22 protein-coding genes are annotated in these 25401 nt (G+C 49.4%); 17 read left to right on the forward strand and 5 right to left on the reverse strand.

Annotated features, from left to right (window positions below):
• Window positions 1–159 precede the first annotated feature (159 nt).
• From AC0YN4_RS02530 to AC0YN4_RS02560, 7 genes are all read left to right on the forward strand, one after another.
• Window positions 160–1170, forward strand: a complete 1011-nt coding sequence (locus AC0YN4_RS02530) for a LacI family DNA-binding transcriptional regulator (RefSeq protein WP_475835036.1) — start codon at window positions 160–162, stop codon at window positions 1168–1170.
• Window positions 1171–1205: 35 nt separating this feature from the next.
• Complete coding sequence (locus tag AC0YN4_RS02535) at window positions 1206–2030, forward strand: ABC transporter permease (RefSeq protein WP_090975376.1); 825 nt, start codon at window positions 1206–1208, stop codon at window positions 2028–2030.
• Between the two features lie 33 nt (window positions 2031–2063).
• The gene (locus AC0YN4_RS02540) at window positions 2064–3143 is read left to right on the forward strand and encodes an ABC transporter ATP-binding protein (RefSeq protein ID WP_475835037.1); all 1080 of its coding nucleotides are present in this window, start codon (window positions 2064–2066) and stop codon (window positions 3141–3143) included.
• A 67-nt stretch (window positions 3144–3210) separates the two neighbouring features.
• The gene (locus tag AC0YN4_RS02545) at window positions 3211–4413 is read left to right on the forward strand and encodes an extracellular solute-binding protein (protein WP_475835038.1); all 1203 of its coding nucleotides are present in this window, start codon (window positions 3211–3213) and stop codon (window positions 4411–4413) included.
• A complete protein-coding gene (locus tag AC0YN4_RS02550) occupies window positions 4413–5255 on the forward strand; it encodes an ABC transporter permease (RefSeq protein ID WP_475781017.1) in 843 nt (280 codons plus the stop codon). The genes AC0YN4_RS02545 and AC0YN4_RS02550 overlap by 1 nt, the downstream gene beginning before the upstream one ends.
• 46 nt (window positions 5256–5301) lie before the next feature.
• The gene (locus AC0YN4_RS02555) at window positions 5302–6063 is read left to right on the forward strand and encodes a glycerophosphodiester phosphodiesterase (protein ID WP_475835039.1); all 762 of its coding nucleotides are present in this window, start codon (window positions 5302–5304) and stop codon (window positions 6061–6063) included.
• 104 nt (window positions 6064–6167) lie between these two features.
• The gene (locus AC0YN4_RS02560; protein WP_475780894.1) at window positions 6168–6713 is read left to right on the forward strand and encodes a hypothetical protein; all 546 of its coding nucleotides are present in this window, start codon (window positions 6168–6170) and stop codon (window positions 6711–6713) included.
• 72 nt (window positions 6714–6785) lie between these two features.
• Here the strand turns inward: AC0YN4_RS02560 and AC0YN4_RS02565 are convergent, their stop codons facing one another.
• From AC0YN4_RS02565 to AC0YN4_RS02580, 4 genes are read right to left on the reverse strand one after another with little or no spacing between them, the layout of a single operon-like run.
• Complete coding sequence (locus AC0YN4_RS02565; protein WP_475835040.1) at window positions 6786–7526, reverse strand: SDR family oxidoreductase; 741 nt, start codon at window positions 7524–7526, stop codon at window positions 6786–6788.
• 60 nt (window positions 7527–7586) lie between these two features.
• Window positions 7587–8072: a DinB family protein gene (locus AC0YN4_RS02570; protein ID WP_475835041.1), complete on the reverse strand. Its 486-nt coding sequence runs from the start codon at window positions 8070–8072 to the stop codon at window positions 7587–7589.
• Between the two features lie 19 nt (window positions 8073–8091).
• Window positions 8092–8385: a putative quinol monooxygenase gene (locus AC0YN4_RS02575; protein ID WP_475780897.1), complete on the reverse strand. Its 294-nt coding sequence runs from the start codon at window positions 8383–8385 to the stop codon at window positions 8092–8094.
• 18 nt (window positions 8386–8403) lie between these two features.
• Window positions 8404–9066, reverse strand: coding sequence for a type 1 glutamine amidotransferase domain-containing protein (locus AC0YN4_RS02580; protein WP_475780898.1), 663 nt, complete (start codon window positions 9064–9066; stop codon window positions 8404–8406).
• A 314-nt stretch (window positions 9067–9380) separates the two neighbouring features.
• Between AC0YN4_RS02580 and AC0YN4_RS02585 the strand changes: the two genes are divergently transcribed.
• The 4 genes from AC0YN4_RS02585 (at window position 9381) to AC0YN4_RS02600 (ending at window position 16939) form a co-directional block, all read left to right on the forward strand.
• Window positions 9381–10403 (forward strand): zinc-dependent alcohol dehydrogenase, encoded by a 1023-nt coding sequence (locus tag AC0YN4_RS02585; RefSeq protein ID WP_475835042.1) that lies wholly within the window; start codon window positions 9381–9383, stop codon window positions 10401–10403.
• Window positions 10404–10702: 299 nt separating this feature from the next.
• Window positions 10703–11947 (forward strand): serine hydrolase domain-containing protein, encoded by a 1245-nt coding sequence (locus tag AC0YN4_RS02590; protein ID WP_475780900.1) that lies wholly within the window; start codon window positions 10703–10705, stop codon window positions 11945–11947.
• 249 nt (window positions 11948–12196) lie between these two features.
• Complete coding sequence (locus tag AC0YN4_RS02595) at window positions 12197–13498, forward strand: stalk domain-containing protein (RefSeq protein WP_475835043.1); 1302 nt, start codon at window positions 12197–12199, stop codon at window positions 13496–13498.
• A 435-nt stretch (window positions 13499–13933) separates the two neighbouring features.
• On the forward strand, window positions 13934–16939 hold the full coding sequence (locus AC0YN4_RS02600; protein WP_475835044.1) for an Ig-like domain-containing protein: 3006 nt from the start codon (window positions 13934–13936) through the stop codon (window positions 16937–16939).
• A 46-nt stretch (window positions 16940–16985) separates the two neighbouring features.
• On the opposite strand, the gene AC0YN4_RS02605 is transcribed toward AC0YN4_RS02600, so the two are convergent.
• Complete coding sequence (locus AC0YN4_RS02605) at window positions 16986–17387, reverse strand: VOC family protein (RefSeq protein WP_475835045.1); 402 nt, start codon at window positions 17385–17387, stop codon at window positions 16986–16988.
• 139 nt (window positions 17388–17526) lie between these two features.
• Here AC0YN4_RS02605 and AC0YN4_RS02610 point away from each other — a divergent pair, with 139 nt between their 5' ends.
• The 6 genes from AC0YN4_RS02610 (at window position 17527) to AC0YN4_RS02635 (ending at window position 25380) form a co-directional block, all read left to right on the forward strand.
• Window positions 17527–18078: a VanZ family protein gene (locus tag AC0YN4_RS02610; protein ID WP_475835046.1), complete on the forward strand. Its 552-nt coding sequence runs from the start codon at window positions 17527–17529 to the stop codon at window positions 18076–18078.
• Window positions 18079–18210: 132 nt separating this feature from the next.
• A complete protein-coding gene (locus AC0YN4_RS02615) occupies window positions 18211–19041 on the forward strand; it encodes a vWA domain-containing protein (RefSeq protein WP_475780905.1) in 831 nt (276 codons plus the stop codon).
• 39 nt (window positions 19042–19080) lie between these two features.
• Window positions 19081–19827 (forward strand): hypothetical protein, encoded by a 747-nt coding sequence (locus AC0YN4_RS02620; protein ID WP_475835047.1) that lies wholly within the window; start codon window positions 19081–19083, stop codon window positions 19825–19827.
• 4 nt (window positions 19828–19831) lie between these two features.
• Complete coding sequence (locus tag AC0YN4_RS02625) at window positions 19832–21961, forward strand: hypothetical protein (RefSeq protein ID WP_475835048.1); 2130 nt, start codon at window positions 19832–19834, stop codon at window positions 21959–21961.
• Between the two features lie 96 nt (window positions 21962–22057).
• On the forward strand, window positions 22058–23617 hold the full coding sequence (locus AC0YN4_RS02630) for a response regulator (protein ID WP_475835049.1): 1560 nt from the start codon (window positions 22058–22060) through the stop codon (window positions 23615–23617).
• Window positions 23618–23622: 5 nt separating this feature from the next.
• Window positions 23623–25380, forward strand: coding sequence for a cache domain-containing sensor histidine kinase (locus AC0YN4_RS02635; protein ID WP_475835050.1), 1758 nt, complete (start codon window positions 23623–23625; stop codon window positions 25378–25380).
• Window positions 25381–25401 lie beyond the last annotated feature (21 nt).

Consider the following 25401-nt stretch of genomic DNA (forward strand, 5'->3'; position numbering starts at 1 on the left):
AGATTTCGGTGGTTTTTACATTTTCTTAGACATTTATAGCCGTAGGTTTACAAATCCTTAGGCTTGATTTAACGCAGTAGAAACATCTGCTCATTAATCTATACACATGGGAACGTTCCCATGTGGGAACGGTCTCACAGCTGTGAAGGGGAGTGCATCGTGGATAATCCGACCATCAAAGAAATCGCCCGGCGAGCCGGGGTGTCCAAATCTACCGTTTCGAGGATTATTTCCGGGAAGGGATATTCCAGTCCGGAAGCGCGAGATAAGGTGCTTGGGCTGATCGAGGAATTGCAATATAAACCGAATGCAGTCGCACGGGCTATGGTGTCGCAAAGGACGCATAACATTGGGTTACTCTTGTATAGACGAGATCATCCGATTGCTTCGCATCCCTTCTATGGCAAAATCGTCGATGCCGTCTTATTGGAATCAGCACGGTTGAACTATTCGATCTTCGTTACAACGGACCACGATATGTCGTATCGTTCGGCCGACTTCATGATCGAGAAACGGGTGGATGGGCTCATTCTGATAAGCCGGCTGCAGCAGAATGTCATTGATCATATCACGAACTTCGGCATCCCATTTGTCATGGTGAACGGCTCGACAGATGTTGATGGTGTCATCCATATCGTGAATCAAGACGAAGAAGGCGGCAGGATGGTCGCCGAGCACTTGACGCAAACCGGTCATGAACGAATATTCGTAATTGCCGGTCCTCAGAGTCATCGAAGTCATCATTTACGCTTGAAGGGGTTCATGACTTCTATTAGGCAGTCCGGTATTCAAGAAACAGATGCGGCGATTCAATCCGCGGCAACTTCGACATTCGGAGAAGGATACGAGATCATGAGCCGACAATGGGGTCAATTTCGGGAAGACGGATATACGGCGCTCTTCGCCACTAATGACATGCTCGCTATGGGCGCGATGAAATTTCTGCTGGAGCAGTCAGTGCGAATTCCGGAGCAAGTGTCTGTGATTGGGTTCGATGACGTGGATTTCGCGACAATGTTCTCGCCATCCTTGACGACAGTCAAGGTAGATACGGGGGAGATGGGCACCCAGGCTGTCCGGCTCTTAGACCAACTGATTCGGCAAGAACTACACATTGAACAACCCAAGCAGTTGACCCCGCGGCTGATTATCAGACAGTCAACCAAATAACCAGCTATCCATTCTGAAAGGAGCGATAACCCTTCATGCGTTGGTATTTCAAGGCACTTGGAACACGAAAAATCATTGAATTCATTGTGCTTGTCATCTTCGTTATCTTCTTTCTTGGACCGCTGCTGAACTTGGCAATTCTCGCCTTCACCGGAAAATGGAACTATCCGGACGTTATTCCGCATCAATGGTCCATGAAATGGTGGGCTTTCGTCTTCAAACAAGAGGACATCCCGCAATCCATCGGCTTATCCTTCCTGATCGCGTCAATTGTAACCGGACTGTCCATCGTGCTATGTATCCCGGCAGCTTATGCATTCGCACGCATTCGGTTCCCGTTCAGTCGGTTCTTCTTATTCTCGTTTCTGCTGACCCATGCATTTCCGAAGATGGGGCTGTACGTCTCAATCGCGGTGCTTTTCTACAAGCTCGGCTTGATGAATACGCTGCTTGGCGTTGTCCTGATCCATATGATTAACGTGCTCATGTTCATGACTTGGATTCCGACCGCCGCCTTCCGGAATGTACATCAAGCGCAGGAAGAATCAGCGAGAGACGTGGGAGCCGGACCGATTCGGGTATTTGTCAAAATCACCTTGCCAATGGCATTGCCCGGCATCATCGTCGCCTCGATCTTCACATTCCTAAACTCGCTCGATGAAGCACAGGGAACGTTCCTGGTTGGTATTCCGAATTACAAAACGATGCCGATTGTCATGTATTCCATTATCAGCGATTATCCGGCATACGCCGGCGCGGTGTTTTCCATCATACTGACCGCACCGACGATTATTCTGCTGCTCGCCGCCAAACGATTCGTAAGCGCGGACGTCATGTCCAGCGGGTTTACGTTGAAATAACAAATCAAGTATCGCGTGACTTAGGAGGCCGTTATGAGTATGGTTCAGAGCATTCAAGACGTTAAGCAAGCTCCGGAAAACCGAGAAATCCAGCTCTCCGTTCAACAGTTGTCGAAACGTTACCGCACCGGAGAAGGTGTAACTTCAATCTCGCTTGATGTGCGTAAGGGGGAGCTCGTAACGCTGCTTGGTCCTTCCGGCTGCGGTAAAACAACGGTGCTGCGCAGCATCGGAGGGTTTCTCGAACCGGACTCCGGCGATATTCTCATCGAAGGCGTGAGCGTGCTCAAGTCCCCGCCGGAGAAACGTCCGACTTCGATGGTGTTTCAGAGCTACAATCTATGGCCGCATATGACGGTGTTCGATAACCTGGCATTCGGTCTTAAAATACGCAAGATGAAGAAGGCCGACATCCGTAAGGCGGTCCAAGACGTTCTGAACCTTGTTCGCTTGCCGGACGCCGAGAACAAATATCCCGGTCAGCTATCGGGGGGACAGCAGCAGCGAATCGCGCTTGCCAGGTCCTTGCTCTTGAAGCCAGCCGTTCTTCTACTAGATGAGCCGTTCTCTGCGCTGGATGCTAAGCTTCGGCATGAGATGCGGGAGGAACTGCGTGAGATTCAGGCAGAGACCGGCCTCACGATGGTATTCGTCACGCATGACCAGGAAGAAGCGTTGTCGATATCCGACCGCATCGTCGTCATGAATCACGGCAAGATCGAACAAATCGCTTCCCCGCAAGAGATATACGATCAGCCTAGCTCGCTGTATGTCGCCCAATTTATCGGCAAGATGAACTTTTTGAAAGGGGTGATTTCGGAAGGCCAAGTCATGGTAGGGAAGTTGAGATTTCCAAATTCGAAATCGTTGTCCGGCGGGGGATGGCTGGCAATCCGGCCTGAAGATGTCATCATGTCGAGTCAAGAACAAGAGGGTTTACCCGGCATCGTTAAACAGATTATGGTTCTAGGCCACTATGCCGAAGTATCGATTCAATTACAGGAATATGGTGTTATTCGGGCCTTTCAACCGCGGGATGCCGTGAAGGAGCTACATTCCGGTGACTGGATTTCCGTCGGCTTCAAGAAAGTCATTACGTATCCGGAAGTCTAATCGAATCGAGTTTCAAGCGAGTCTCAAGCTAGACCCCAAAAACCCAATGCCAAGGAGGCAAATAATCATGTTAAACAAGAAATCCGCCCTTGCTTTACTGACTTTAACAACCGTTACCGCAGGTCTTCTCGCCGGATGTGGAAATACGAATAACTCGGAGAATGCCAACGCAGGTGCAGCAAATACGAAGCCGACGAATGCGAACAGTACTTCTGCTTCGACGGATACTTCGGCTGAACCCGTTGAATTCAGCTTCTACTTCACGGGCTCCGAGAACGTTAAGAATCTTTGGGACACGCTTGTGCCTATGTTTGAGAAAGACCATCCGGATATTAAGGTTAAAGAGGTCTATATTCCGTCCGGTACCGGCGCACAGCCTACTTACGACCGCATTCTGGCAGCGAAGCAAGCAGGCAAAGGCTCCGGCGACATCGATCTGTATGAGGATGGGCTGAGCAACGTAACGCAAGGGCAGAAGGACGATCTGTGGGAAACGCTTGATTCGGCCAAAATCGGCAACCTCGCTTCCGTTGACGCCAGTACGATGACGGACGTATCCAACCTGGCAGTGCCGTATCGTTCATCCGCCGTCGTACTTGCTTACAACAGCGAGAAGGTGCAGACGCCTCCGAAATCACTGGATGAGCTGTTCACATGGATTAAAGCGAATCCGGAACGTTTTGCTTACAATGACCCGTCTACGGGTGGTGCCGGCAGCTCGTTTGTCACAACGACGTTGTACGACAAGCTCCCTGAAGATGCCATTCATAACTCCGATCCGGCCATTCAGACGCAGTGGAACACTGGTTTCGATACGCTGAAGGATCTCGGCAAATTTGTGTACGGTAAAGGCATTTATCCGAAGAAAAACCAAGGCACGCTGGATCTGCTCATCAGCGGCGAGGTGGACATGATCCCGGCTTGGTCGGACATGGCGCTCGAACAAATCGGTAACGGTCAACTGCCGGCTACAACCAAAATTTCGCAAATCACTCCGGGCTTCAACGGCGGTCCGACGTACCTAATGGTGCCGAAGCTGTCCGAGAAGAAGGATGCGGTTAATGAATTCCTGAACTTCGTGCTGTCGCCGGAAGCGCAAGCGGTTGTCGTGACCACCATGCACGGTTTCCCGGGTATCCAGCTGTCGAACATGCCCCAGGATATCCAAGATTCCTTCAAAGGCGTGGCTGAAGGCTTCCGTACATTCAACATCGGCGATCTGGGCAGTGAAATCAACAAACGCTGGCAAAGCGATGTAGCGGCGCAATGATGAAGAAACAAGTGAAAATGGGGATACTGGGATTGCTTCTGGTCATCCCCTCTTTTCTGTTGCTGTTCGTCACGGTCGTCATCCCAATCGCGGTTTCGTTTAAGGAGAGCCTGACCAATAAGGAGGGCGGCATCGACCTGTCGAATTACAAGTTTTTGTTCACCGACAAGCTGATGCGCTCCAATATTATTTTTTCGCTGGAAGTGACGGTTATATCGGTTGTGATCGTACTGATCGTCAGTTATGCGCTGGCTGCTTATATGCGATTCAACAAAGGCAAATTAGTCGGGTGGATTCGGAATATGTATATGATCCCGATGTTTATTCCTACGGTCATCGCGACGTACGGTTTGATTCAGCTGTTAGGTAACCATGGCTGGGTATCGCGCTTTGTGCTTCTGCTTGGCGGCAGCGGTTTTCCACGTATTATTTTCGATATGAAAGGCATTATTATCGCGAATCTATGGTTCAACATTCCATTTACTACCATGCTGCTTGGTTCAGCCTTGGCAGGTATCCCGGATTCGGTGATGGAAAGCGCAAAGGATGTAGGAGCGGGGAGACTACGTCTGTTCACTCGCTTTATCGTACCACTCACCTACAAAACGCTGCTTGTGGCGGTCACCTTCGTCTTCATGGGCGTTATCGGCTCGTTCACCGCGCCGTTCCTGCTTGGTCCGAATGCACCGCAAATGCTTGGCGTCTCGATGGAGCAAATATTCGGTGTCTTTCAAGAGAAGGAGAAGGCTTCTGCGCTCGCATTCTTCACCTTCTTGTTATGCTCGTTCATGGGCTACTTCTACATTCGCAGCATGGTAAAAGAAGAGGCAGCGCGTTCGTGATGAATGTTAGGATGATTTCAAGACGGTAGTGAGGAGTGTGACAAGAATGAAACGTAACTTTCCGCTGATTACGGCTCACGCAGGCAGTATGAATACAGAGGCACATACACTTCATTCGGTTCAAACCGGACTCGAGCTTGGTGCCGATGTGGTGGAAGAGGATATTCGGGTGACCAAGGACGGAATTCCTGTGCTGGCACATGACGATGAATGGCTTACCGGCCAACGGTTGAATGTGAATATAGCGGGAATGACTTATGCGGAATTAAACGAAATGCAATTAGAGTCTGAGCATGGAAGTGCACCAAGGCTCCTTAAGCTGGAAGAGATTTTGCCGCTCGTGAAAGCTTCCGGCAAAATCGTGAATTTGGACTTGAAGGTTGATGCGGCAATTGAGCCTGCAGCGGCGCTGGTCCGCAAATTCGACCTGTCACAGCATGCTTTCTTCTCGGGCTGCGAGTTCCAACGGGCACTGATGGCGAAGATTCTACAGCCGGAAATGCATAAACTCCTTAACACCAACGTCGAGCTGTTCAAGACCTTGCCTTATCGGGAGGCAATGATTCAAACATGTGCGGATGCCCGTGAAGCCGCATGCTTTGGCGTGAATATTTATCATGGACTCCTGAGGCAAGAATTCGTGGAATATGCCTCAGGTCTTGGATTGCCCGTATATGCGTGGACCGTGGAGGATGAAATGCAAATGCGACAATACGCGGAGTGGGGCGTACATTCCATCACGACACGCAATGTTGCGGCGTTAGTACGTGTGAAGCAGGTATTCCAGCTTGAACAGCCGTCTGTCTAACCACTCAAGTTCAACGACCCTTCCTACCTAGTAGTCATACATTCGACTATGGAAACATATCTATGAAACAATTGGTAGTTTCGTAGTATTAGGAGGCGGTTGAAGTGACCCATGAGCCTGTGTTTACGGTGGAAGAAGTCGCTATTATGCTAAATAAAGATAATCGCATCATTTACCAGTGGTTGGCAACGGGCACTTTGCAAGGAAAGCGCAGGACCAAGGGAAGAAGAAGCAGGTGGGGGATTCCCGCTTCCTCGGTAAAACCTTTTATCCCCAGCAGGTTAAGCGAACACGATAAGGCTGTTTTGGATATATCGGCTAAAATCCTAGAATTGAAGGATCGACCCTTAAGCGAGAGCAGCATGGATCTCCTGGATGAGTTATTCATGCATTTTCTCAGTCACCAAGACGTCCATGCGACAAACGCTCCCGAAGAAGAGGAAATGAAGAAGATTCGGTGCAACCGGATTGGTATCGTGACAAGGGATTGTATCGGATGGGATAAGTTAGCTTTGCACCAATTAATTAACATGAATCGGAATGGGTTCATAAGCGACGTGTCGTTAAGTGAAATCTTAATCTCGAACGAGTGGGTAGCACCTTATGAATACCTGACGAACGAAATCGTGTTTGTAAGAGATGCGAAATAAATTCTCGTATGTGAGAAAAAACGCCGGTGACCTTAAGCAGGTGACCGGCGTTTCCATATGAGTTTGGAGGTATCAGAAGTCCTGGGAGGTAGGACGCAGAACGATCTCGTTGATATCGACTTCCTTCGGCTGTTCGATGGCAAAGGCGATGGCCCGCGCCACGGCGCTTGCCGGAATCGCGGTTTTGTAGAAATCCAATACAGTGGATTGTGCCGTGCCTGTGGTGTTAAACTTCAGGTCGCTGTCTACCGCCCCCGGTTCGATGGACGTCACTCGGACCTTATCTCCGACTTCGTGACGCAGCCCTTCGGATATCGCACGTACCGCGAATTTCGTACCCGAGTAGACGGTGCCGCCCGGCGAGAAGACCTTAATCCCAGCAACTGAGCTGATATTAATGATGTGACCGTCATTCTGGGCAAGGAATCCCGGGAGAGTAGAGGCGATGCCGTACAAAACCCCCTTGAGGTTGATGTCAATCATCGCATCCCACTCATCGGTGTTCACTTCGGCCATAGGACGAATCGGCATAAGGCCGGCGTTGTTGACAAGCACGTCCAATTTGCCGTAATCAGCGATGACCGCATCGACAACAGCCTTGAACTGCACCTTGTCGGTCACATCGAGCGGATAGGCGCCGGCTTTCCCGTCAGCCTCCGTAATCTGTGCAACGACCTCGTCGAGCTTGTCTTTCCGGCGCGCTGCCACGGCCACGATCGCTCCTTTGGATGCAAGAAGTCGTGCAGTTTCCGCTCCCAGACCCGTGCCTCCACCTGTGATTAGTACTACCTTGTTCTCAATACCTTCGCTCATCATAATTCTCCTCTATGAATGTATTAGGGCCATGCCCTGGGAATTTGCTTAGACTTGTTATTACTTCACGCTGAGGTCAACATAGAACGGCACATTGGTCACGCCGAGCTCGCGGGCATAGATGAATAGTTGGCCTTTATGATGAGCCTCGTGTGCGACCAGGCGATGGAACATTTCTTCGACCGGCTCCGTAATATCTACTCCGTTAATGTTGATCGTGGCGATTTGTTGAAGATCCTCTTCGGTATAGGAGGCTAGTTTGTGCGCTGTCACCTCAGTCAATTGTTTAACGAGCTCGCGCGCTTCCACAATTGTCGCAGGAACAGGTGGAATATTCATGTCGCGTTTATCGATTTGAGCGAAGAAGAACTCCGGCGTCCAAGCAAGATGATGGATAAGCTCAAGCGTTGTCCATCCGCCTTGCCAAGGAGTCCAGCTGCCGCTGGAATCGGGAAGTTGTGCGACTAGTTCAACCAGGCTGTTATGATGCATTTTCCAGCCTTTCATGATTTTTTGGGATGCAGAAGTTGTAGTTATTGTTGTCATTATAAATTCCTCCTAAAGTTTAGATAGCTAATGGATGAAGGCGATACAATACTCGTTGCTCTAACAATGCTTCAGCCGACAAACGGTAATTCATATAATGAGAAGATGCCAGATGGTCTTGAATGGCCGCTTCATCTTTCCATATCTCATAAAATGCATACTGACTGGGATTATCGGGACTTTCATGCAATACATAGCTTAAGCAGCCATCTTCAGCACGAGAAGGGGGGACAACCGCGAGCAGAACCTCACGAAGTTGTTGTTCATAGCCTTGTCGAGCTTTCAGAATTGCAACAATGGCAATGGTGCTCATGGTGACACTCCTTCCTTACTAACGCTCAAATACCTCAATGAGTGCCTTAGCCGCGCTTTCGGCCGATTGTGGATTTTGCCCTGTAATAAGATTGCCATCGATCTGGACGTTATCGGTCCAATTAGGTGTTGCTATCACATTAGCTCCTAATTCGCGAAACTTAGATTCTAAGAGGAAAGGCATGTATTTGTCTAACTGCGTTTCTCTTTCTTCTGCATCGGTGAATACAGCTACCGTTTTTCCGGCTATCAGGGAAGTGCCATCCGGCAGCTTCACCTTAACGAGTCCTGCAGGACCGTGGCAGACGGCAACAACCGGTTTGCCTGCTTCATATAAAGCAATAATCATCGACTGAAGCAATTGGTTGTCAGGCAGGTCGAACATCGTTCCGTGGCCGCCGGGAAGAAAGATCGCATCATAGGACGCAATATCCTTTACTTGATCAAGAGGGAGCGTGTTGTCAACGAGCGGGATCATGTCCAGCATTTCTTGAGGAGCGTCGACCAAGCTTCGATGATCGATTGGTGCTTTACCTCCGAGCGGGCTTGCAATTGTGATCTTATAGTTACGTTTAGAGAAAGCAGCATAAGGCTCACCGAACTCTGACAGCCACATGCCGGTTCGTTCATCTTCACTTAATTTCTCCGCATTGGTAAGAACCATTAAAATTTGTTTTGTCATTAAAATAACCTTACCTCCTCATGAACTCATGTATTCATATCGGCCGTGGGTTAAACTTTAACATTCCTCCGCTGAGGATTGTACTTCCACTTCGTTAGAAGGCAATAACCAAACATTATGAGGAGAGTAAGTAGCAAGTACTGCATGCCTAAAACATATTGTTAACTTTGATTTCACTTATCACTCATAATAAAATCATGAATTCATTATAAAAAAATTTATTAATAATCCTTTGCAGCGTTTTCGCGTGAAGTCTTATAATAGTTCTGACGAATGGTAAAAATACGGATTGACCTGGTGGGAGGATAAGTGGGATGAGAACAAAGGCGTGGTACGCAAAAGCACCATTTCAATTTGAGCTGCGCGAGGGCGAGTTGGGGGAGATCGGCGAGAACGATGTCCTGATTCGAGTCAAAGCCTGCGGCATATGCGGGACGGACATGACTAGCGTGAAATCGGCCGCGGCCGATTGGGAAGCTATCGGTCATGAAATCGCGGGTGTCATCGTTAGCAAAGGCGCGCATGTCAGCCATCTTGAGGAAGGGGCTTCGGTGACGCTCGAGACAAGTACGTTTTGCCGGATGTGTGAATGGTGTCGGAATGGCCGCTATGATCTGTGCAATAAGGGGCCAAGTTTCTGGGGACGGAATTTCTCAATGGGGTTCGCTGATTATATCGTCGCTCCCAAGGAGGTTGTCGTACCGTTCGAGGGAATATCCTTCGCTGTCGCGTCGCTCGTGGAACCGTTAGGTGTAGCAATGGATCTCATTGAGACGATCGATATCCGCATGGGTGATGACGTACTGGTATTAGGTCTCGGTCCAATCGGCCTGATGGCGCTTCGTCTTGCGAAACTTCGAGGTGCGCGAAAAATCTATGCTGCGGCACGATCTCATTCTGTTAAACGTATCGAGACGGCGCTCGCATTCGGAGCCGACGAAATCATTTATACGGACAAGACACCGCTAGAGACATTCGCCTTCGAACGCGGCGGGGTGGACAAGGTGCTCGTTTCGGCGCCGCCGTCGACGATTCCATCGGCAATCAAAGTGGCAAGGACCGGCGGCGTGATCGGTTACATAGGCATCGAATACGGCGAAGGCGCAAACATCAGTTTTGATGCGAATGAGTTTCATTTCAAGAAATTGCAGTTGAGGGCGTCACATGCGACGCCGGCGCTATTCTTCCCGCAATGCATCGAGCTGCTGAAGTCAGGCGTCATCGATGGCGATGCTTTGATTACACATACGTTCTCGTTGGACGAATTTCCGGACGCGATGAAGCTGCTGCATGATGATCGCGGGTCCGCGATCAAGATGGTCTTGGTCAACGAATAGCGGGACGCCTAGCAGGAGCTTGTTCATGATAAAATGAAATTACTAGAATAATGTTTCATTAAATCCGCGAAATTTTGCGGATTTTTTTATTTAATAGCATTAATTCTTTTGGTCTATCTAATCGCTTTTTCTTTAATAGAACTTTAACAGATCCGACATCATTCAGGTTACTTCATTTGTTTGATTGTGGTAAATTAACCAAATACAGAAAACCAACATACTAGCATAATCATTATTGCCGCTGAGAGTGGTAGAACAATCGGACTGATATTAAAGTAAAGAGAGGGAAATCAAATCAAATGAAAAAGAGTGTAACAGGACAAAGTAACAGCGGCTTCTCCGAAACGGGGCTGCGCAGAATGCGCGACGTGCTGGAGCGGCATGTGGAGTCCGGGAAGATTCCTGGACTCGTTGCACTGGTCAGCCGGTATGGTGAGACACATGTCGAAGCGATTGGGACGATGCGCCATGACGGTGGCGCGCCGATGCGCAGGGACACGATCTTCCGAATGGCCTCGACGTCTAAGCCGGTTACGATTGCGGCAACGATGGTCCTGATCGATGAGTGCAGGCTGCGGCTGGATGACTTGGTAGAGCAGTGGCTGCCGGAACTCGCCGATCGGCAAGTGCTAAAGCGGATCGACAGTCCGCTCGACGAAACTGTGCCGGCGCGGCGGCCGATCACCGTAAGAGACCTCCTAACCTCCACGTTCGGGCTTGGCATGGATCTGACGACGATGGGGACACCGATCATGAACGCGATTTTCGAGCTGGGGCTTACGCCTAATCTACCAGTGCCAATGCCCGAGCCGGATGAGTGGATGCGCCGTCTTGGCACGCTTCCGCTGATGCACCAGCCCGGAGAGCGCTGGCAGTACCACATCAGCAACGATCTACTCGGCGTGCTTGTCTCCAGAGTCACGGGCCAGTCGTTTGAGACTTTTCTGCGCGAACGTATCTTAGATCCCCTGGGCATGAAAGACACTGGTTTTCACGTACCCGCGGGCAAGATCGACCGACTGCCAACCCTCTATGCACCAAACCCGCAGACCGGTGAATTCCTCGTGTGGGACGAGGCCAAGGAAGGACGCTACAGCCAGCCACCGGTGTTCCAGGGCGGCGGCGGCGGACTTACCTCGACCGCCGATGACTACCACGTTTACTTCCAGATGCTGCTGCATCAAGGGATGCACGGAACTGAACGGATCCTGTCTCGGCCCGCCGTCCAGCTGATGACGACCAACCGCCTGACTTCAGATCAACAAGCCGCCAGAGATGCCATGGCCAGAAACAATGTCCATATATCATTCGGCCAAGGGCAGCATGGCAGCTGGGGCTTCGGGATGGCGGTGCGCACCTACCAAGGAGACTATGCGCCAATTGGCCAGTTCGGCTGGGATGGCGGAAGCGGCACTGCGACGTACGCCGACCCGGACAATCAGCTCATCGGAATCCTGCTCACTCAGGTCGGGGCGTCCACTCCGGATTCATCGCGCCTTATTCACGACTTCTGGACCACAGTCTATCAGGCAATCGAAGACTGAGACGTGTCCTATGGATTGGCGAAGTATTGAAAGCCGCATAAATCGCGGCTAGAAGCCGAAAGGGAGTTTATTCATTTGCGAACACGACTAATGCTATTATCTCTAGTATTCCTTCTATCATTTTCTTGTGTGCCAACGGTTATGGCCGAGTCTAATTCCACAAATATTCAATATTATGATACTAATTCATTCATTAAGAGTGACGGTTCATACTGGATTTGGGGCAGGGACCAACTAGTTCCAACTCATGTGCAAGGCATTACTGACGTTAAATATAGCTATGGCAATTTTTTTGTGAAGAATGATTATACCGTTTGGTATTGGAAACAACCAACAATGAATTATAATAGTGCTGATTTAGTTCAAGTTAAAGAATTGGACGGCGGTTATGCACAATTAGAGGGTTCTGGTGGAATGGCCATTCGTGATTTACAAGGTAGTGTCTTCTTTATTCCATGGGTTGATAACGACATTTTTGGCTACGATTTTCGGATTGTAAAGAAGATAGACGTCGATCATATTACGGATCTTACGAGTTTTGATAAGAGCGCACCCTATATGCCTGGAAGGGATTGGGTATTTCTGAAGGATAATGGAACTGTGTGGGCGTATAGTGGTTTTATGCCACGCCCAGTTTCTGCTGTTAAAGGATTGGATGACATTATAGATATTTACCGTAATCATGCGTTAAAGAGTGACGGAACTGTTTGGTATTGGACTGGTGAACCTAATGAATCTGCTACACAAGTACAAGGTTTAGTCAAAATCAAGTCAATTTTACCGGATTTCTTCTCCAGCATGTTTCTCGACGATCAATCAAGACTTTGGTACGGTGGATCTTATATAAATAGCTCCAATGAGGAACTTACAAAACAGCAAACACCAGTAATGATTACATCCATTGGTGAAGTGAAGGACGCTGTAACCATTAGTGACTCTTTAATTGTTTTGACACACAGCGGAGATTTATACGAAACTCCTATTACCCAAAGCAAAATGTCGAAAGCTCCTACATTTAAACGACTATCAACTAACGTACTGAATATGAAAGCAGCTGGAAGTCATATCATCATGCAAAAGAATGACGGTAGCTTATGGGGATGGGGAACAAATACCAATGCTGAACTTGGAGCAGGTGATAATCGTTCTGTTGCAATAACGCCGGTACCTGTTGGTGTTCCAATATCGTTAGAGGTTAACGGTGAGGACGTATTATTGACCAGTGGGGTTATCATGCGGAACAACCAATCCTTTATCCCGCTTCGAACTCTACTCGTAATGCTTAATGCAAACATCAGTTATGAAAGTAAAAGCAAGATCGTTATTGAAAGTAAAGAAGGAACTTCCCCTCCAATACGCTTATCAATTTATTGGAAATCCGGAGCGATCCTCTTAAATGAAAAGTCGATTGGTTCACAAACAAAAGCCTTCCTGCTGAATGGAACGTCCTACATACCTCTGAGATTTATCAGCGAGCAACTAGGCGCAGATGTTTCGTGGAGTAAGAAAGATCTTAAATTATCAATAACGTTAAAGGAGATCAATTCGTGAAGATGATATTGACGGTTATAAATGCTACGTAAATGCTGAATGTCAATCGAGTTGAAGCAAGACCATTGCAAACATTTTGCGATGGTTTTTTTGCGTTGCCAGCTGGGAATTAGTCAGGTGTCTTGCCTCTTTTTTCACTTCTTCACTTATTTACTACTTCTCAAAAAAATCGGTACTTTTTAAAAAAATCGATATATCAAAGACGGAAGACATCCCTCATACTCTTCATCAACTGGAATAATTTGAGAAGAATCGGATCGTGGAGCACAGAACGATCGATGAGGAGGAGGAGTTAAAAGAGACTTTTTCATGGTGTATTAGCTCGCTTTCCCATCCGAGACAACAGCGTGCTGCTACTCGAAGATCCAACTAACTCCTATTGAAAGGTGTGGATTTATGCGAAGGTTTTCTACTAAATTAGTTTCCATCATGTGTTTGATCGCTCTACTTACTGGTTTATTTCCTGCCGTCTCGTTCGGCGCGACCCAATCGTTCTTTGCTCCATCTGAAACATCCGGCAGCATCTCCGTCAAACTGTATCCGATGGAAAATGTCACCTCAGGTCAAACGAAGCTTGTTACGTTCGGCGTGCCATTCCCAAGAGGCTCCATAACGCCTGCGAATGTATCGAAAATTCGCGTGTTGAAGGGCGGTACTGAAATTCCCGCCTTCGTTGAAATGCAAACGCCATGGCGCAGCATAACAAATTCTTCTCTGGATGGGGCTTCCGTTCGAATTGCGCGCATCCAGATTCAGAACACGTTTACTTCCGTTTATCCGAATTCGGAGACGATTACGGTGGAATGGGGCCTTAACAACCGGGTCCAGAACATTTCGACACTTACGAATCCGAGGTCGGCATGGCATCAAGTAACGACGGGCACGTTCGCAGCGTCAGACAACGTATACGAACCTGACGTTTATGCGGTGCTGCCGAAAGACTTTCTTGCCAAAGGTGTGCTGAAAGGAACGCGGATGAACACGTTCGACAGCAGCATAACCGAGACAAGAGATAATCCGACCACGATGGATGCAACCGAGCATTGGCCGGGATACACGGAGATGGAGCATGCGTTCAAGAACAACTTCTACATGCTCGTGAACGAGGATGATCCTGCCGTTATAACCGGCGATTCCGGCTCCGGATACAGGAGCGACTACAAAACCAATTACGATCCATGGCTCTATGACCGCGCGGCAACGATGTACACGCTATACATGCGGAGCGGCTCGCTGAAATCGCTGCGAGAGGCAGTGCGGCATACCGACTATTACAAAACGAAAATTTACCCGGCGACAACGACGCCTTCCAGAGCCGTCGGACTTTTCACAATCAAAAATCCTGATCCGAACGGTTGGCCAGGCGGAAACGGCGCGATGTACAGCTACGACGAGTCGATGGCCTATACGTACTGGCTGACCGGTGACAACGATATGCTGACCTACATTCCGCTGATCGTTCAGGCGCATGAAACGAATGACGAGCCGACACGGTGGGATCCGAGCCTCGGGACTTGGACCGAACGGCATACGGCTTTCCGGTTGCTAGCCAACCTGATTGCTTACGAAGTAACGGGCAACACGACTTATAAGACGAATGTGCTCAATCAAACGGCTGATTTCATCTGGCATCAGAACGGTGCAGGCGGGCTAATTCCGGCAACCCGAGTCGACGGCGGACTCTATCATTATGGCAGCCAGCATGGCGACGGCGTGCCCGGCGATTTGATCGGTTCGACCTGGATGAGCGTGCTGACACAAGATGCCATGGTCCGCGCTTATGCGTTTACGGAAGATACGAATATCGCTAATTTTGTGAAGCGTATGGGTACTTTTCTGAATAACGCTTCGCGTTCGGATGCTTACCATAGCTTCGATACTTATGTCGGCGCACTTCGTTATCCAGATTATATGGTGAAATACGACGGGACTACGGATGCGCTGGACGGCGGACGCGGAAGCTCAAGCGATCCGACCGGAGGTACAACGATCGAACATGATCTCGAGGTGGGGAACGCGATAATGTGGGCCGACTACTTCGGTCAGTTGCTCGGCGGTTCGCCGAATACGACTTGGGAATCGGCTGTATCCGATCTATACAACGGCTACGATATCGGCGTTAACTTCTGGATTCGTCCGACCGGTCCTTCAGCGGGGAAAACCGCTTACCGGATTACGCCAAACCGCAAATGGGGCTGGGAGTTCCGCACAACCGGCAGCTTCACGTGGCTGGCGTCTCAACTGCTGTCCGGTTCCGCACCCGGCGATACGACGGCGCCAACAGTGTCGATCACGGCGCCGACAAGCGGTCAAACGGTATCCGGCACGATTACGTTGTCGGCAAACGCCTCGGATAATGTTGGCGTGGCAGGCGTGCAATTCAAGGTCGATGGCACTAATGTCGGCACGGAAGACACGTCTTCGCCATATTCGATCTCGTACAGCACGTCGGGCTTAGCGGCTGGATCGCATTCCATTACGGCGGCAGCACGTGATGCTGCGGGCAATACGACGACATCGTCCGCAGTGTCTGTGACGATAAGCGCGCCTGCCGATACGACGGCGCCTACGGTGTCGATTACAGCGCCAACAAGCGGCCAAACGGTATCCGGCACGATTACGGTTTCGGCAAATGCCTCGGATAATGTTGGCGTCGCAGGCGTCCAGTTTAAAGTCGATGGCACCAATGTGGGCACGGAAGACACGACTTCGCCGTATTCGATTTCGTACAACACGACATCGCTTACAAACGGTTCCCATTCGATTACGGCGGTAGCGCGCGATGCTGCAGGTAATACGACGATATCGTCCGCGGTGCCTGTTACCATATCGAATAGCGCCACGGGAACGGTCACTTTCCAGCAAGGAGTGAACAGTTACACCGGCGCGAAGGATGTGTCGCTCACATCGCAATACAGCGGCAACGGCGGCAATATTATCAGCGGCACGTTGAAAGTATTCGATCAAACCAGCCAGACAATGCCGTATGAGATCGATTCGCTGCTGCGCTTTGATAATATCTCGATTCCGGCCGGTAAAACGGTCGCATCGGCAAAGCTGACACTCAAGATGAACACATGGGCGACCGGCTTTACGATGGAAGGTCGTTACATGCAGACGGATTACGATCCGACCTATTCGCTCATCGGATGGCAGAACCGCAAGTCTGGAGCGCAATGGGCGACGGCAGGAGCAAAAGGCAGCGGGACCGATTATGTATCCGGCAAATCATTTACGATATCCAGCTTCACCGCAACCGGCGATCAGGTGATCGATATTACCCTCGATCCGACAATCGTACAGGGCTGGCTGACCACACCGTCCACCAATCAGGGCGTTCTGCTGTATATAGATAATCCAACTAACATTGCGCTGGATATATACTCCGCAGAAGACGCAACAACGGCAAACCGGCCGAAGCTGTCGATTACGTACCAGTAAATAATAAACGGGCCAAGGAGTTAATCTCCTTGGCCCGTTCTATTCCTTAGCGTTTCGGCATTTTGCTTTCGTCCATGTAGAGCAGGTTCCAGCGATGACCGTCCAGGTCTGCGAATCCTGCGCCGTACATCCAGCCGTCAGTTTCACTCGGCTTGCCAAAGATGCTGCCTCCGGCAAACTCTACTTTTTGAATACGGGCATCGACTTCTTCCCTGCTGGCAGCGCCGAGAGAGAATATGACTTCTGCGCTATGGGATGTATCCGCGATTGTGGAACCGGTAAATTTCTCAAACGTCGCATCGGGGAACAGCAGTATCGTTGTTTGTCCAATGGCAAGCTTGGCTCTCTCATTACCATAATTCGTCGCCTGATATCCAATCTCATTGTAAAAGGCAGTTGACTTCTCGACATCTTTGACCGGCAGGTTAATCCAAATCTCCTGTGACATGGCTGTGGCCTCCTAGAATATAGTTCCAACTACTCCTACTATACGCTACTTCCCGCAGCAGAAGCGAATTATGTCTATCCTTTATTCCCTCTAACTAGTTATAATAGTTGGGGACGATAATATCACAAGAGGAGATAGCATGAGCATACGAGAAGGATTTAAAAAAGTCTTATTATATGGAGTTTTCATCGGTTACATAGTTTTGTTAATTCAAATATTGTTCTTATCGAGAGTTTCGATCTCAGAGCTGTTTAGTGGCCAAAGAAGTGTAGTTAGGTCCATCAATCTCATTCCATTTCATAGTATAGGTGAGTTCATTTCCGGCAGGACGGCTAATATACAACAATTCGCTTTGGGCAATGTGGTTGGCAATATCCTTATTTTTATTCCCCTTGGTGTCTACTTGGCATTATTTAAGACCAACAAAAGAATAATAAACAATCTAATGTTTATATTGATTGTGAGTGTAATGGTTGAAATCATTCAAGGACTTCTGGGGATTGGATCAGCAGATATCGATGATATCTTTCTCAATGGTTTAGGTGGATGGATGGGTATTTTAGCGTATAAGTCTTGTCTATTCCTACTGCGAGACGAGAAGAAAGCGATTTCTGTAATCACGGTGCTACCTGCTATCGTCGGAATACCGGTTATCTATTATTTATTATTCATGATCAAAATGAAATTCTGAATATATGGATCGCCTTATGTAAGATCGGTAGGTTAATTCTACCGATCTTTTTTGCGTGCTGCGTATTATTGTCAATACTTTGTCCTCTCCCGAATAGGATTAAACATGTACCTATTCTGAGGGGTGAAAATCATGTATTCAGCAGAAATCAGCCGTACGAATCCGTCGTGTTTCTTGTTTATTATCGACCAATCCGGATCGATGTCCGATCCGTTCGGGGCAAGCACCAAGGCCGAGAGCGTCTCGGACGCCATCAACCGGTTATTGCAGAATCTTGTTATCAAGTGCGCAAAGTCGGAAGGAATACGCGATTACTATCACGTTGGCGTCATTGGCTATGGTGCCGGTGTCGGTCCGGCGTTTGGCGGCGTGTTGGCGGGAAAAGAAGTGGTGCCGATTAGCGAAATTGCCGATAACCCGTCCAAGCTGGATAAGCGTCTCAAAAAAGTACCGGATGGGGCAGGCGGATTGGTGGATCAACTCGTCAAATTTCCGGTCTGGTTCGAGCCTGTAGCAAACGGCGGCACGCCGATGTGCGAAGCGATGAGAACGGCTCATACCGTTCTTAGTCAATGGATCAGCGAGTACACGCATTGTTTTCCGCCGGTTGTCATTCATATCACGGACGGGGAATCGACGGACGGCGATCCGACGCTTGAAATGGAACAATTAAGAGCGTTATCGACGGACGATGGCCATGTACTGCTATTCAATCTGCATATTTCCGATAATCCGAGCGCAGTGGAGCTTCGCTTTCCGGAAACCGCGGATGAGCTGCCTGACGCTTATTCAAGGGTGCTCTACGAAGGTTCAAGTCCGCTGACGCCTTTTATGATCCGAGTCGCTGATCAGGAGTACGATTTGCATCTTTCGGATGGCGCGAGAGGTTTCGTGCTCAATGCGGATTTAACGCTCGTGATTCAGGCGCTTGATATCGGAACTCGCCCGGCCAATTTGCGATAAGGGCTGCTAAATATGCGAATTGATAGCGACTGTTATTCATTGCCGAAGGCGGGAAATCACAGCCATGAATATGAGGATGCCTCCCATATCAGTACACATGTTCAGAAGGAGACGACTATCAGCAGATTCGCTATAGCAGATGGAGCCAGCGAGTCCTCATTTGCCGACCTATGGGCGAATTTGCTCACAAGCGGTTATTGCTATGGCAGGATCGATGGGTTGCACATCCATAAATCGGTATCGCCATTATCGAAAGCCTGGCTGAAAAAAACCAAAGGCAAAAACCTCCCCTGGTACGCGCACGAGAAGCTCGGCAGCGGGGCGTTTGCTGCTTTAGCTGGGATCACGCTCCGGTTTGCGAAGGATGCCGAGTCCGCGGCATTTGATGCGTTCGCGGTCGGCGACAGCTGTATTTTTCATATTCGCGGGGATGCGTTGATCGCGTCATTTCCTCTGAGCAACGTCGATGATTTTGAGCGTCGACCTGTACTCATTTCCAGTAACGCAGCCAATAACGTCCAGCTTAAATCGTCCGTTCACGAATGGAGCGGTACCGCCGAAGTGGGAGACGCGTTCTGGCTGATGACCGATGCCCTAGCCTGCTGGCTGTTAACCAATTACAGGGAAGATCGCAACGTAATCAGGCGATTACTTGAGCTGGAAGGAGAACGTGATTTCAACCGCCTCGTGCATGAAGAGCGACGGCGGCTTCATCGTGAAGGCCAATTCTATCTAAGGAACGATGACGTTACGTTCATTCGACTAAATCTGGTTAAAGGGAAGTGAGGCGATGTTCTGGCCCACTCCGCAAGATTATAGGGAAGCGATCCAGAATCCGCGTGTCTGCTTCAAGGATTCGGAGCTGCAGTCGGGACTCCCTGAAATGGATAAGTTCGGTCTGCCCCGTCCGATTTCGGGGAGCTTCGCCAGCGTATACAAATTGAAGTGCGGTGAGCGAGAGTGGGCGATCAGGTGCTTTACCAACAATGTAAAGGATCAGAAGATTCGTTACGATGCCATCAGCTTGCATTTACGCTCCAATCCTCTTCCTTATCTCGTTCCTTTCGAATATCTTTCCGAAGGCATCAACATTAATGGCCAGTGGTTCCCGGTCGTGAAAATGCAGTGGGTGGAAGGAGAGTCTCTGCACGATTACATAGAGCGCAATTTGCATCGTGCCGACGTGCTGCAAGAACTCTCCTATAAATGGATCGTAATGACCCGCGAGCTGCGCTCCGCCAATATTGGGCATGGTGACTTACAACATGGAAATATATTGATTAACCAAGACGAAATTATTCTGATCGACTACGATGGGATGTATGTCCCCGCTTTAACCGGCATGCCGAGCAACGAGCTCGGTCATCGCAACTATCAACATCCGGGAAGGAATGAAGGACATTTCGGGCTCTATATCGATCACTTCTCAGGTTGGGTGATATGGTTATCGATCGCAGCCGTTTGTGCCGATCCGTCAATATGGCATTCGCTTGAAGTGGGAGAGGAGGAGGAATGCCTCCTCTTAAGACGGAATGACTTTGTGAATCCGGACGTATCACGGGCGTTCGAGCTGCTGGCGCTTATAGAAGACAATGCAGTACGATCGTCCGCAAACTCCCTTCGCGCATTCGCGAAAGTGGAAGTGGCATTGGTGCCAAGACTCCCTGATCCTGAATGGGAGGGAATAGCCCTATTAAAGTCCGTAGAGGCCCGGTCTCTGCCGGAACCTTCGTATTCCGGTGGAGCGTCGTGGGTCTTGGATCATATCACCATTGAACCACGTAAGATGCTGTCAACAAGGGATCGTTTCTTTCCAGAGAGATTAGTCTCCTGCTTGATCCTATTCGCAGCAGCGTCAACAGCCGCTGTGCTATACGGTAGAGCGCCTGCCGCAGCGCTGTTCTATAGTTCGCTAATCGGTTTTGGAACGGAGACTGCTTATTTGTTCTGGCGTTTCCGGAAGTATCCTGCCGTCCGCGAAAAGTCAGCTATGAATAATAAAATAACCAAATTGGAACTTGACCTATCCGAGCTGAGAAGCGAACTGAACGAATGGATGGAGATCAAGCACAATTTTATTATGATCGAAGAAGATTTAATTCAGGATTGCGTACAAAGGCTCGAGGAAGCAGCGAATCGGGAGTTGCATGAAGCGGAAGCGGTGGAAAAGGAACTTCATATTCAGCTAAGCGGGTTGTTTGGCGAAAGACAAATCATCGACCAGCAGGAGAAAACGGAGTTGTCCGGCACGCTGGCCTCATTCCAAAAAGCATGGCTGGAAGAGCAATTAAGCAAGCACAAGATCAGCCAGGATAAAATACCGGATATCGACGATGAGATGAAACGCCGTTTAAGATCGAACAACATTCGTACGCCGGCTGATTTCAAGGACATAACGATCAATCAGTCCTATGGCCGCAAACATGTCGACAAGGTGTATTTGATTCTCGCAAACGGCGGTTCAGTTCATGTAGGCATGAGCCGAGTCCAAGCGAAAGCGCTGATCGATTGGAAAAGAAAAATCGAGCGCAGGTATCGAACGAAAATCCCTGCAGCACTTCCGCGCAGTGAAATCTCTGCCATAGCGTTAAGGTATAAGGTTCCGAAATCCAACTTGAATGTTGCAGAACAAACGTTTAGAACCGGAGCACAGGACAAGGTTGATGCGATTAAACAGGCATACCATCCGGAGCGGGAGTCCTTAAAGAAAGAAGTGGATACTGCCAGAATTCGGCTAGCGAATGAGCTTCATCGACTTGATAGACAGATCGATGAACGAAATAAGTGCCATTCGTCCAAACTGGCGGAGTACCGCGATCTAAATAAGCGCATCGCATCCTATGCGAATGTTTACTTTATAAGCTTCGTCAAACAAGTATTCCGGTTTCGCGACTGTAACAAAGTGCATGGTCGTTCGTAAGATCAGAAGCCGCTACTGCGGCTTTTTTAAATTTAATGAGATCGCTAGATTGTCGAAGTCAGGCTGTACGAATCTATCTTTCGGGAGGGCTGCCGAATGAATGGCGATTTATTAACGGTATTAATTGTTGATGACGAACTGCCGATTCGTCAGGAGCTTCGTTTATTTTCCTGGGAGAAGCATCATACCGAATGGATTGGAGAAGCGGAGAACGGCGAGGAGGCGCTGCGGTTCTGCCGCTGCCTCACGCCGGATATCGTTATAACGGACATCACGATGCCGGTCATGAACGGCATCGAGCTGTTTCGAAGCCTCAAGGCGGAGTTTCCGGAAATCCAAGTGATTTTACTTACCTGTCACTCCGATTTCGCCTATGCGCAGGAGGCTGTCAAGCTCGGTGCGGTAGAGTACCTAGTGAAAGTCACGATGGATGATTGCGATCTCGCGCTAGCGATTGACCGGGCGAAGGAGAACGTTTATCGTGAGAAGTCGCTTCGGCACAGCGAGGCGGAGCGTCAACGGCGGAAGTCGTCCGAACAGCTGATGGACATGACCCTGCAGGCTGCCGGTGAGGACATGCTGACAGCTTGGCTTCATTCTACATTCCGGGCTGCGCTTCCGATACAGCTTGCTGCGATTCATGTGGAGACGAGAAAGGCAGGGCGTCTATTCGTTCATCAAACATGCGAAGAGTCGCTGACCACATTAGAGCGCCAGAAGCCGTTCACCTGGGTTCCGGCCGACAGTGGCAGCGGTATTTATGTGCTCGTATTCCGAGCGGAGGAGGGCAATCCGCCGGAAATTCACCGCGAACTGGAGGAGATAACGGAGACGCTGTATCAATCTCTCGAGAATAGGCTTCCTTACCTTAGCGATACATTCAAACTGTATGGGGTCATAAGCGAACCAATCGTGAGAAGCTCGGATTTCGCGGCTATATACCGCAGCGTTTGCGAGAGGCCTGTTGCGGTTTTCTATGATAACTCCAGTCGGGTATTTTCCACTATATCTACCACGACTGCTTCACTTGACGATCAATCGGCGAAAGAAATGTCGGTCAAGCTATACAAAGCACAAAGAGACCGGGATCAGCTGGCGGCATTCATTCGGGGGGAGTTTCATCATTGGGCGATGAACACAACCATCGTACCGGAGGAGCTAAAGTCATTCGTTGCCGATTGGCTGCGCGGCTGGCATCGGGAACAAGCGGGGCAAGACCGCAACAGTAGGAAAGCGCTTGGCGAGATCATTGTTGCTGCTACCCTAGATGAATTGGTGGATGCTTTCATCCATGAAATCGAGTCGACCGACAGAATCAAGAAGTGTCGCAGAGAAATCACGGAAGCAAAGTCGTTTATCGAAGCCAACCTCGACAAGCCGATTACGCTCAACACGGTATCCCGGGAGGTCGGTCTGAGCCCGCATTACTTAAGCCGGCTGTTTCGAGAAGAAACGGGAGTTCCGTTCAACGATTTCGTAATCGGCAGAAGAATTGACAAGGCGACCGATCTACTGCTGCATACATCGCTTCGAGTCTATGAGATTGCGCAGCAGGTTGGCATTCCTAGCTACCGTTATTTCTCCGCTATATTTCGCGAACGGACCGGAGTGGCTCCAACCGAGTTAAGAATGACAGACCATAATGGCAAAGGATGATAGGAATGAAACGGATCTATCGCTGGTATAGGGGTTGGAGCCTCGCGACCAGACAATTTCTGTTTTTATTTATCATAACGTTCGCTTTCTTTATACTTCTGGCCTGGAACAACTACTACAAGGCAGCTGATTTGTTTAAGAATCAAATGGTATCGGATTCCGTGACGTTGATTGCACGCACGAACCAGTTTCTGGATACGTATCTGGACAATAGCCGGAATGTTCTATTGTTGTTATCGACGGATGCCAAACTGCTGAGGGAAGGAGACAGCCACCATATATCCGAATCGCTCCGATTCATTGTCGAGAACAATAGCGCGCTAGTGAAAACGCTGTATTTCGTTCGCAAGGATGGTAATGTGTTCGCCAGCTCCCAGCTCAATTACGATATTATCGGCAATCCGCAGCTAGACTCGATTTATGACATGTCTCTGAAGAGCTACGGCGCGGTGGTTGTCAGCCAGCCTTATGTATCTCCGCTCTCCGGTCAGACGGTGTCCATCTCCAGGCCGGTAAACGGCGATAACGGAGAAAGTATTGGTGTCGCAGTCATCGAGCTCAATCTGGATAATCTGAATCGGAAAATAAGTGAATATACCTCCGGTTCCTACCAGACGTTCGTCATCATGTCCGATACAGACAGCGTTGTAACGTTCGATCGCGATAACGGCATACTGCCGCAAAAGCCAGGCACTTATCACGAGGACCTCCCCAGTGCCTTCGTCGGCAAACTTGCGGAGCTCCCGATAACGGCAAGTGAAATGAGCGGGCCAACCGGCAAGCTCGTTGTCGTCAAATCCGGACAGAATCGGCTTGGCTGGACGCTGCTCGTGCTGATCAAGGACCGATACTTCTATCAAAACGTAATCCGTTTGTTCGATAATTACAAGGCGGCCGCCAGCATATGGTTCGTGGTTCTTCTGTTCATGGCGTTTGCGATGTCTCGCTATATGACCAAATCGATTCGAATGCTCGCAATCAAGATGGACCGGGTACATGATATGGGCGTCATCCCAAGTCTTGTCGTGAAGAGAGATGACGAGATCGGACGGCTTTCCCAAAGTTTCAACGCCATGATGGAGAGGATCCGCAATCTGCTGCAGGAAACGAAGCAAATGGAAGAGCGGAAGAAATTGCTGGAGCTAAAGGTGCTGCAGAGTCAGATTGCTCCACATTTTCTGTACAACACGCTGGCATGCATCGGAAGTTTGGCCAAGCAGCACCGGACGCAAGAGGTGAAGGAAACGATCAGAGCACTAGTCGGCGTATTATCGCTCAGCTTCGATAAAACATCAGAATTTATTACCGTCAAGGAAGAGCTGCAAGGACTAAACATGTATATGCAGATCCAGAAAATAAGATATGGAGATAAATTCAGCTTTGTTCAGGAGATCGATCCGGAAGTGTTGTCCTGCACCATACTGAAGCTCACGCTGCAGCCCATATTGGAGAATGCTGTTTTTCACGGGGTCGTCCCAAGCCATTTCGGGAAAGGTCTCATTAGCGTCCGGGGATCCGTGCGGAAAGGCAAACTGCGGTTTTTTATCCGCGATAATGGGGCTGGAATGGAGAAGTCGAAGCTCCGAAAGGCACTTGACGAGCAGGTGGAAGAACATGGAAGAGAGCGTTCCTCGGGCATTGGGATGGCGAATGTCCACCATCGTCTGAGGCTTCACTATGGTGCTGCATACGGGCTAAGGATCGGCAGCGTGCCGAATGCGGGGACGGTCGTCTGCATTACGCTCCCCGCACTGCAACAATGATTAATTAGGAACGGCTTGAAC

The organism is Paenibacillus sp. J22R3, from assembly GCF_056269305.1.

Coding starts and splice junctions, on each gene's coding strand:
- AC0YN4_RS02570 (WP_475835041.1), bottom strand. CDS start 8,072: ATGACAACAATAACTACAACTTCTGCATCCCAAAAAATCATGAAAGGC.
- AC0YN4_RS02585 (WP_475835042.1), top strand. CDS start 9,381: ATGAGAACAAAGGCGTGGTACGCAAAAGCACCATTTCAATTTGAGCTG.
- AC0YN4_RS02630 (WP_475835049.1), top strand. CDS start 22,058: ATGAATGGCGATTTATTAACGGTATTAATTGTTGATGACGAACTGCCG.
- AC0YN4_RS02565 (WP_475835040.1), bottom strand. CDS start 7,526: ATGAGCGAAGGTATTGAGAACAAGGTAGTACTAATCACAGGTGGAGGC.
- AC0YN4_RS02605 (WP_475835045.1), bottom strand. CDS start 17,387: ATGTCACAGGAGATTTGGATTAACCTGCCGGTCAAAGATGTCGAGAAG.
- AC0YN4_RS02550 (WP_475781017.1), top strand. CDS start 4,413: ATGAAGAAACAAGTGAAAATGGGGATACTGGGATTGCTTCTGGTCATC.
- AC0YN4_RS02625 (WP_475835048.1), top strand. CDS start 19,832: ATGTTCTGGCCCACTCCGCAAGATTATAGGGAAGCGATCCAGAATCCG.
- AC0YN4_RS02555 (WP_475835039.1), top strand. CDS start 5,302: ATGAAACGTAACTTTCCGCTGATTACGGCTCACGCAGGCAGTATGAAT.
- AC0YN4_RS02540 (WP_475835037.1), top strand. CDS start 2,064: ATGAGTATGGTTCAGAGCATTCAAGACGTTAAGCAAGCTCCGGAAAAC.
- AC0YN4_RS02590 (WP_475780900.1), top strand. CDS start 10,703: ATGAAAAAGAGTGTAACAGGACAAAGTAACAGCGGCTTCTCCGAAACG.
- AC0YN4_RS02615 (WP_475780905.1), top strand. CDS start 18,211: ATGTATTCAGCAGAAATCAGCCGTACGAATCCGTCGTGTTTCTTGTTT.
- AC0YN4_RS02610 (WP_475835046.1), top strand. CDS start 17,527: ATGAGCATACGAGAAGGATTTAAAAAAGTCTTATTATATGGAGTTTTC.
- AC0YN4_RS02575 (WP_475780897.1), bottom strand. CDS start 8,385: ATGAGCACCATTGCCATTGTTGCAATTCTGAAAGCTCGACAAGGCTAT.
- AC0YN4_RS02635 (WP_475835050.1), top strand. CDS start 23,623: ATGAAACGGATCTATCGCTGGTATAGGGGTTGGAGCCTCGCGACCAGA.
- AC0YN4_RS02535 (WP_090975376.1), top strand. CDS start 1,206: ATGCGTTGGTATTTCAAGGCACTTGGAACACGAAAAATCATTGAATTC.
- AC0YN4_RS02545 (WP_475835038.1), top strand. CDS start 3,211: ATGTTAAACAAGAAATCCGCCCTTGCTTTACTGACTTTAACAACCGTT.
- AC0YN4_RS02580 (WP_475780898.1), bottom strand. CDS start 9,066: ATGACAAAACAAATTTTAATGGTTCTTACCAATGCGGAGAAATTAAGT.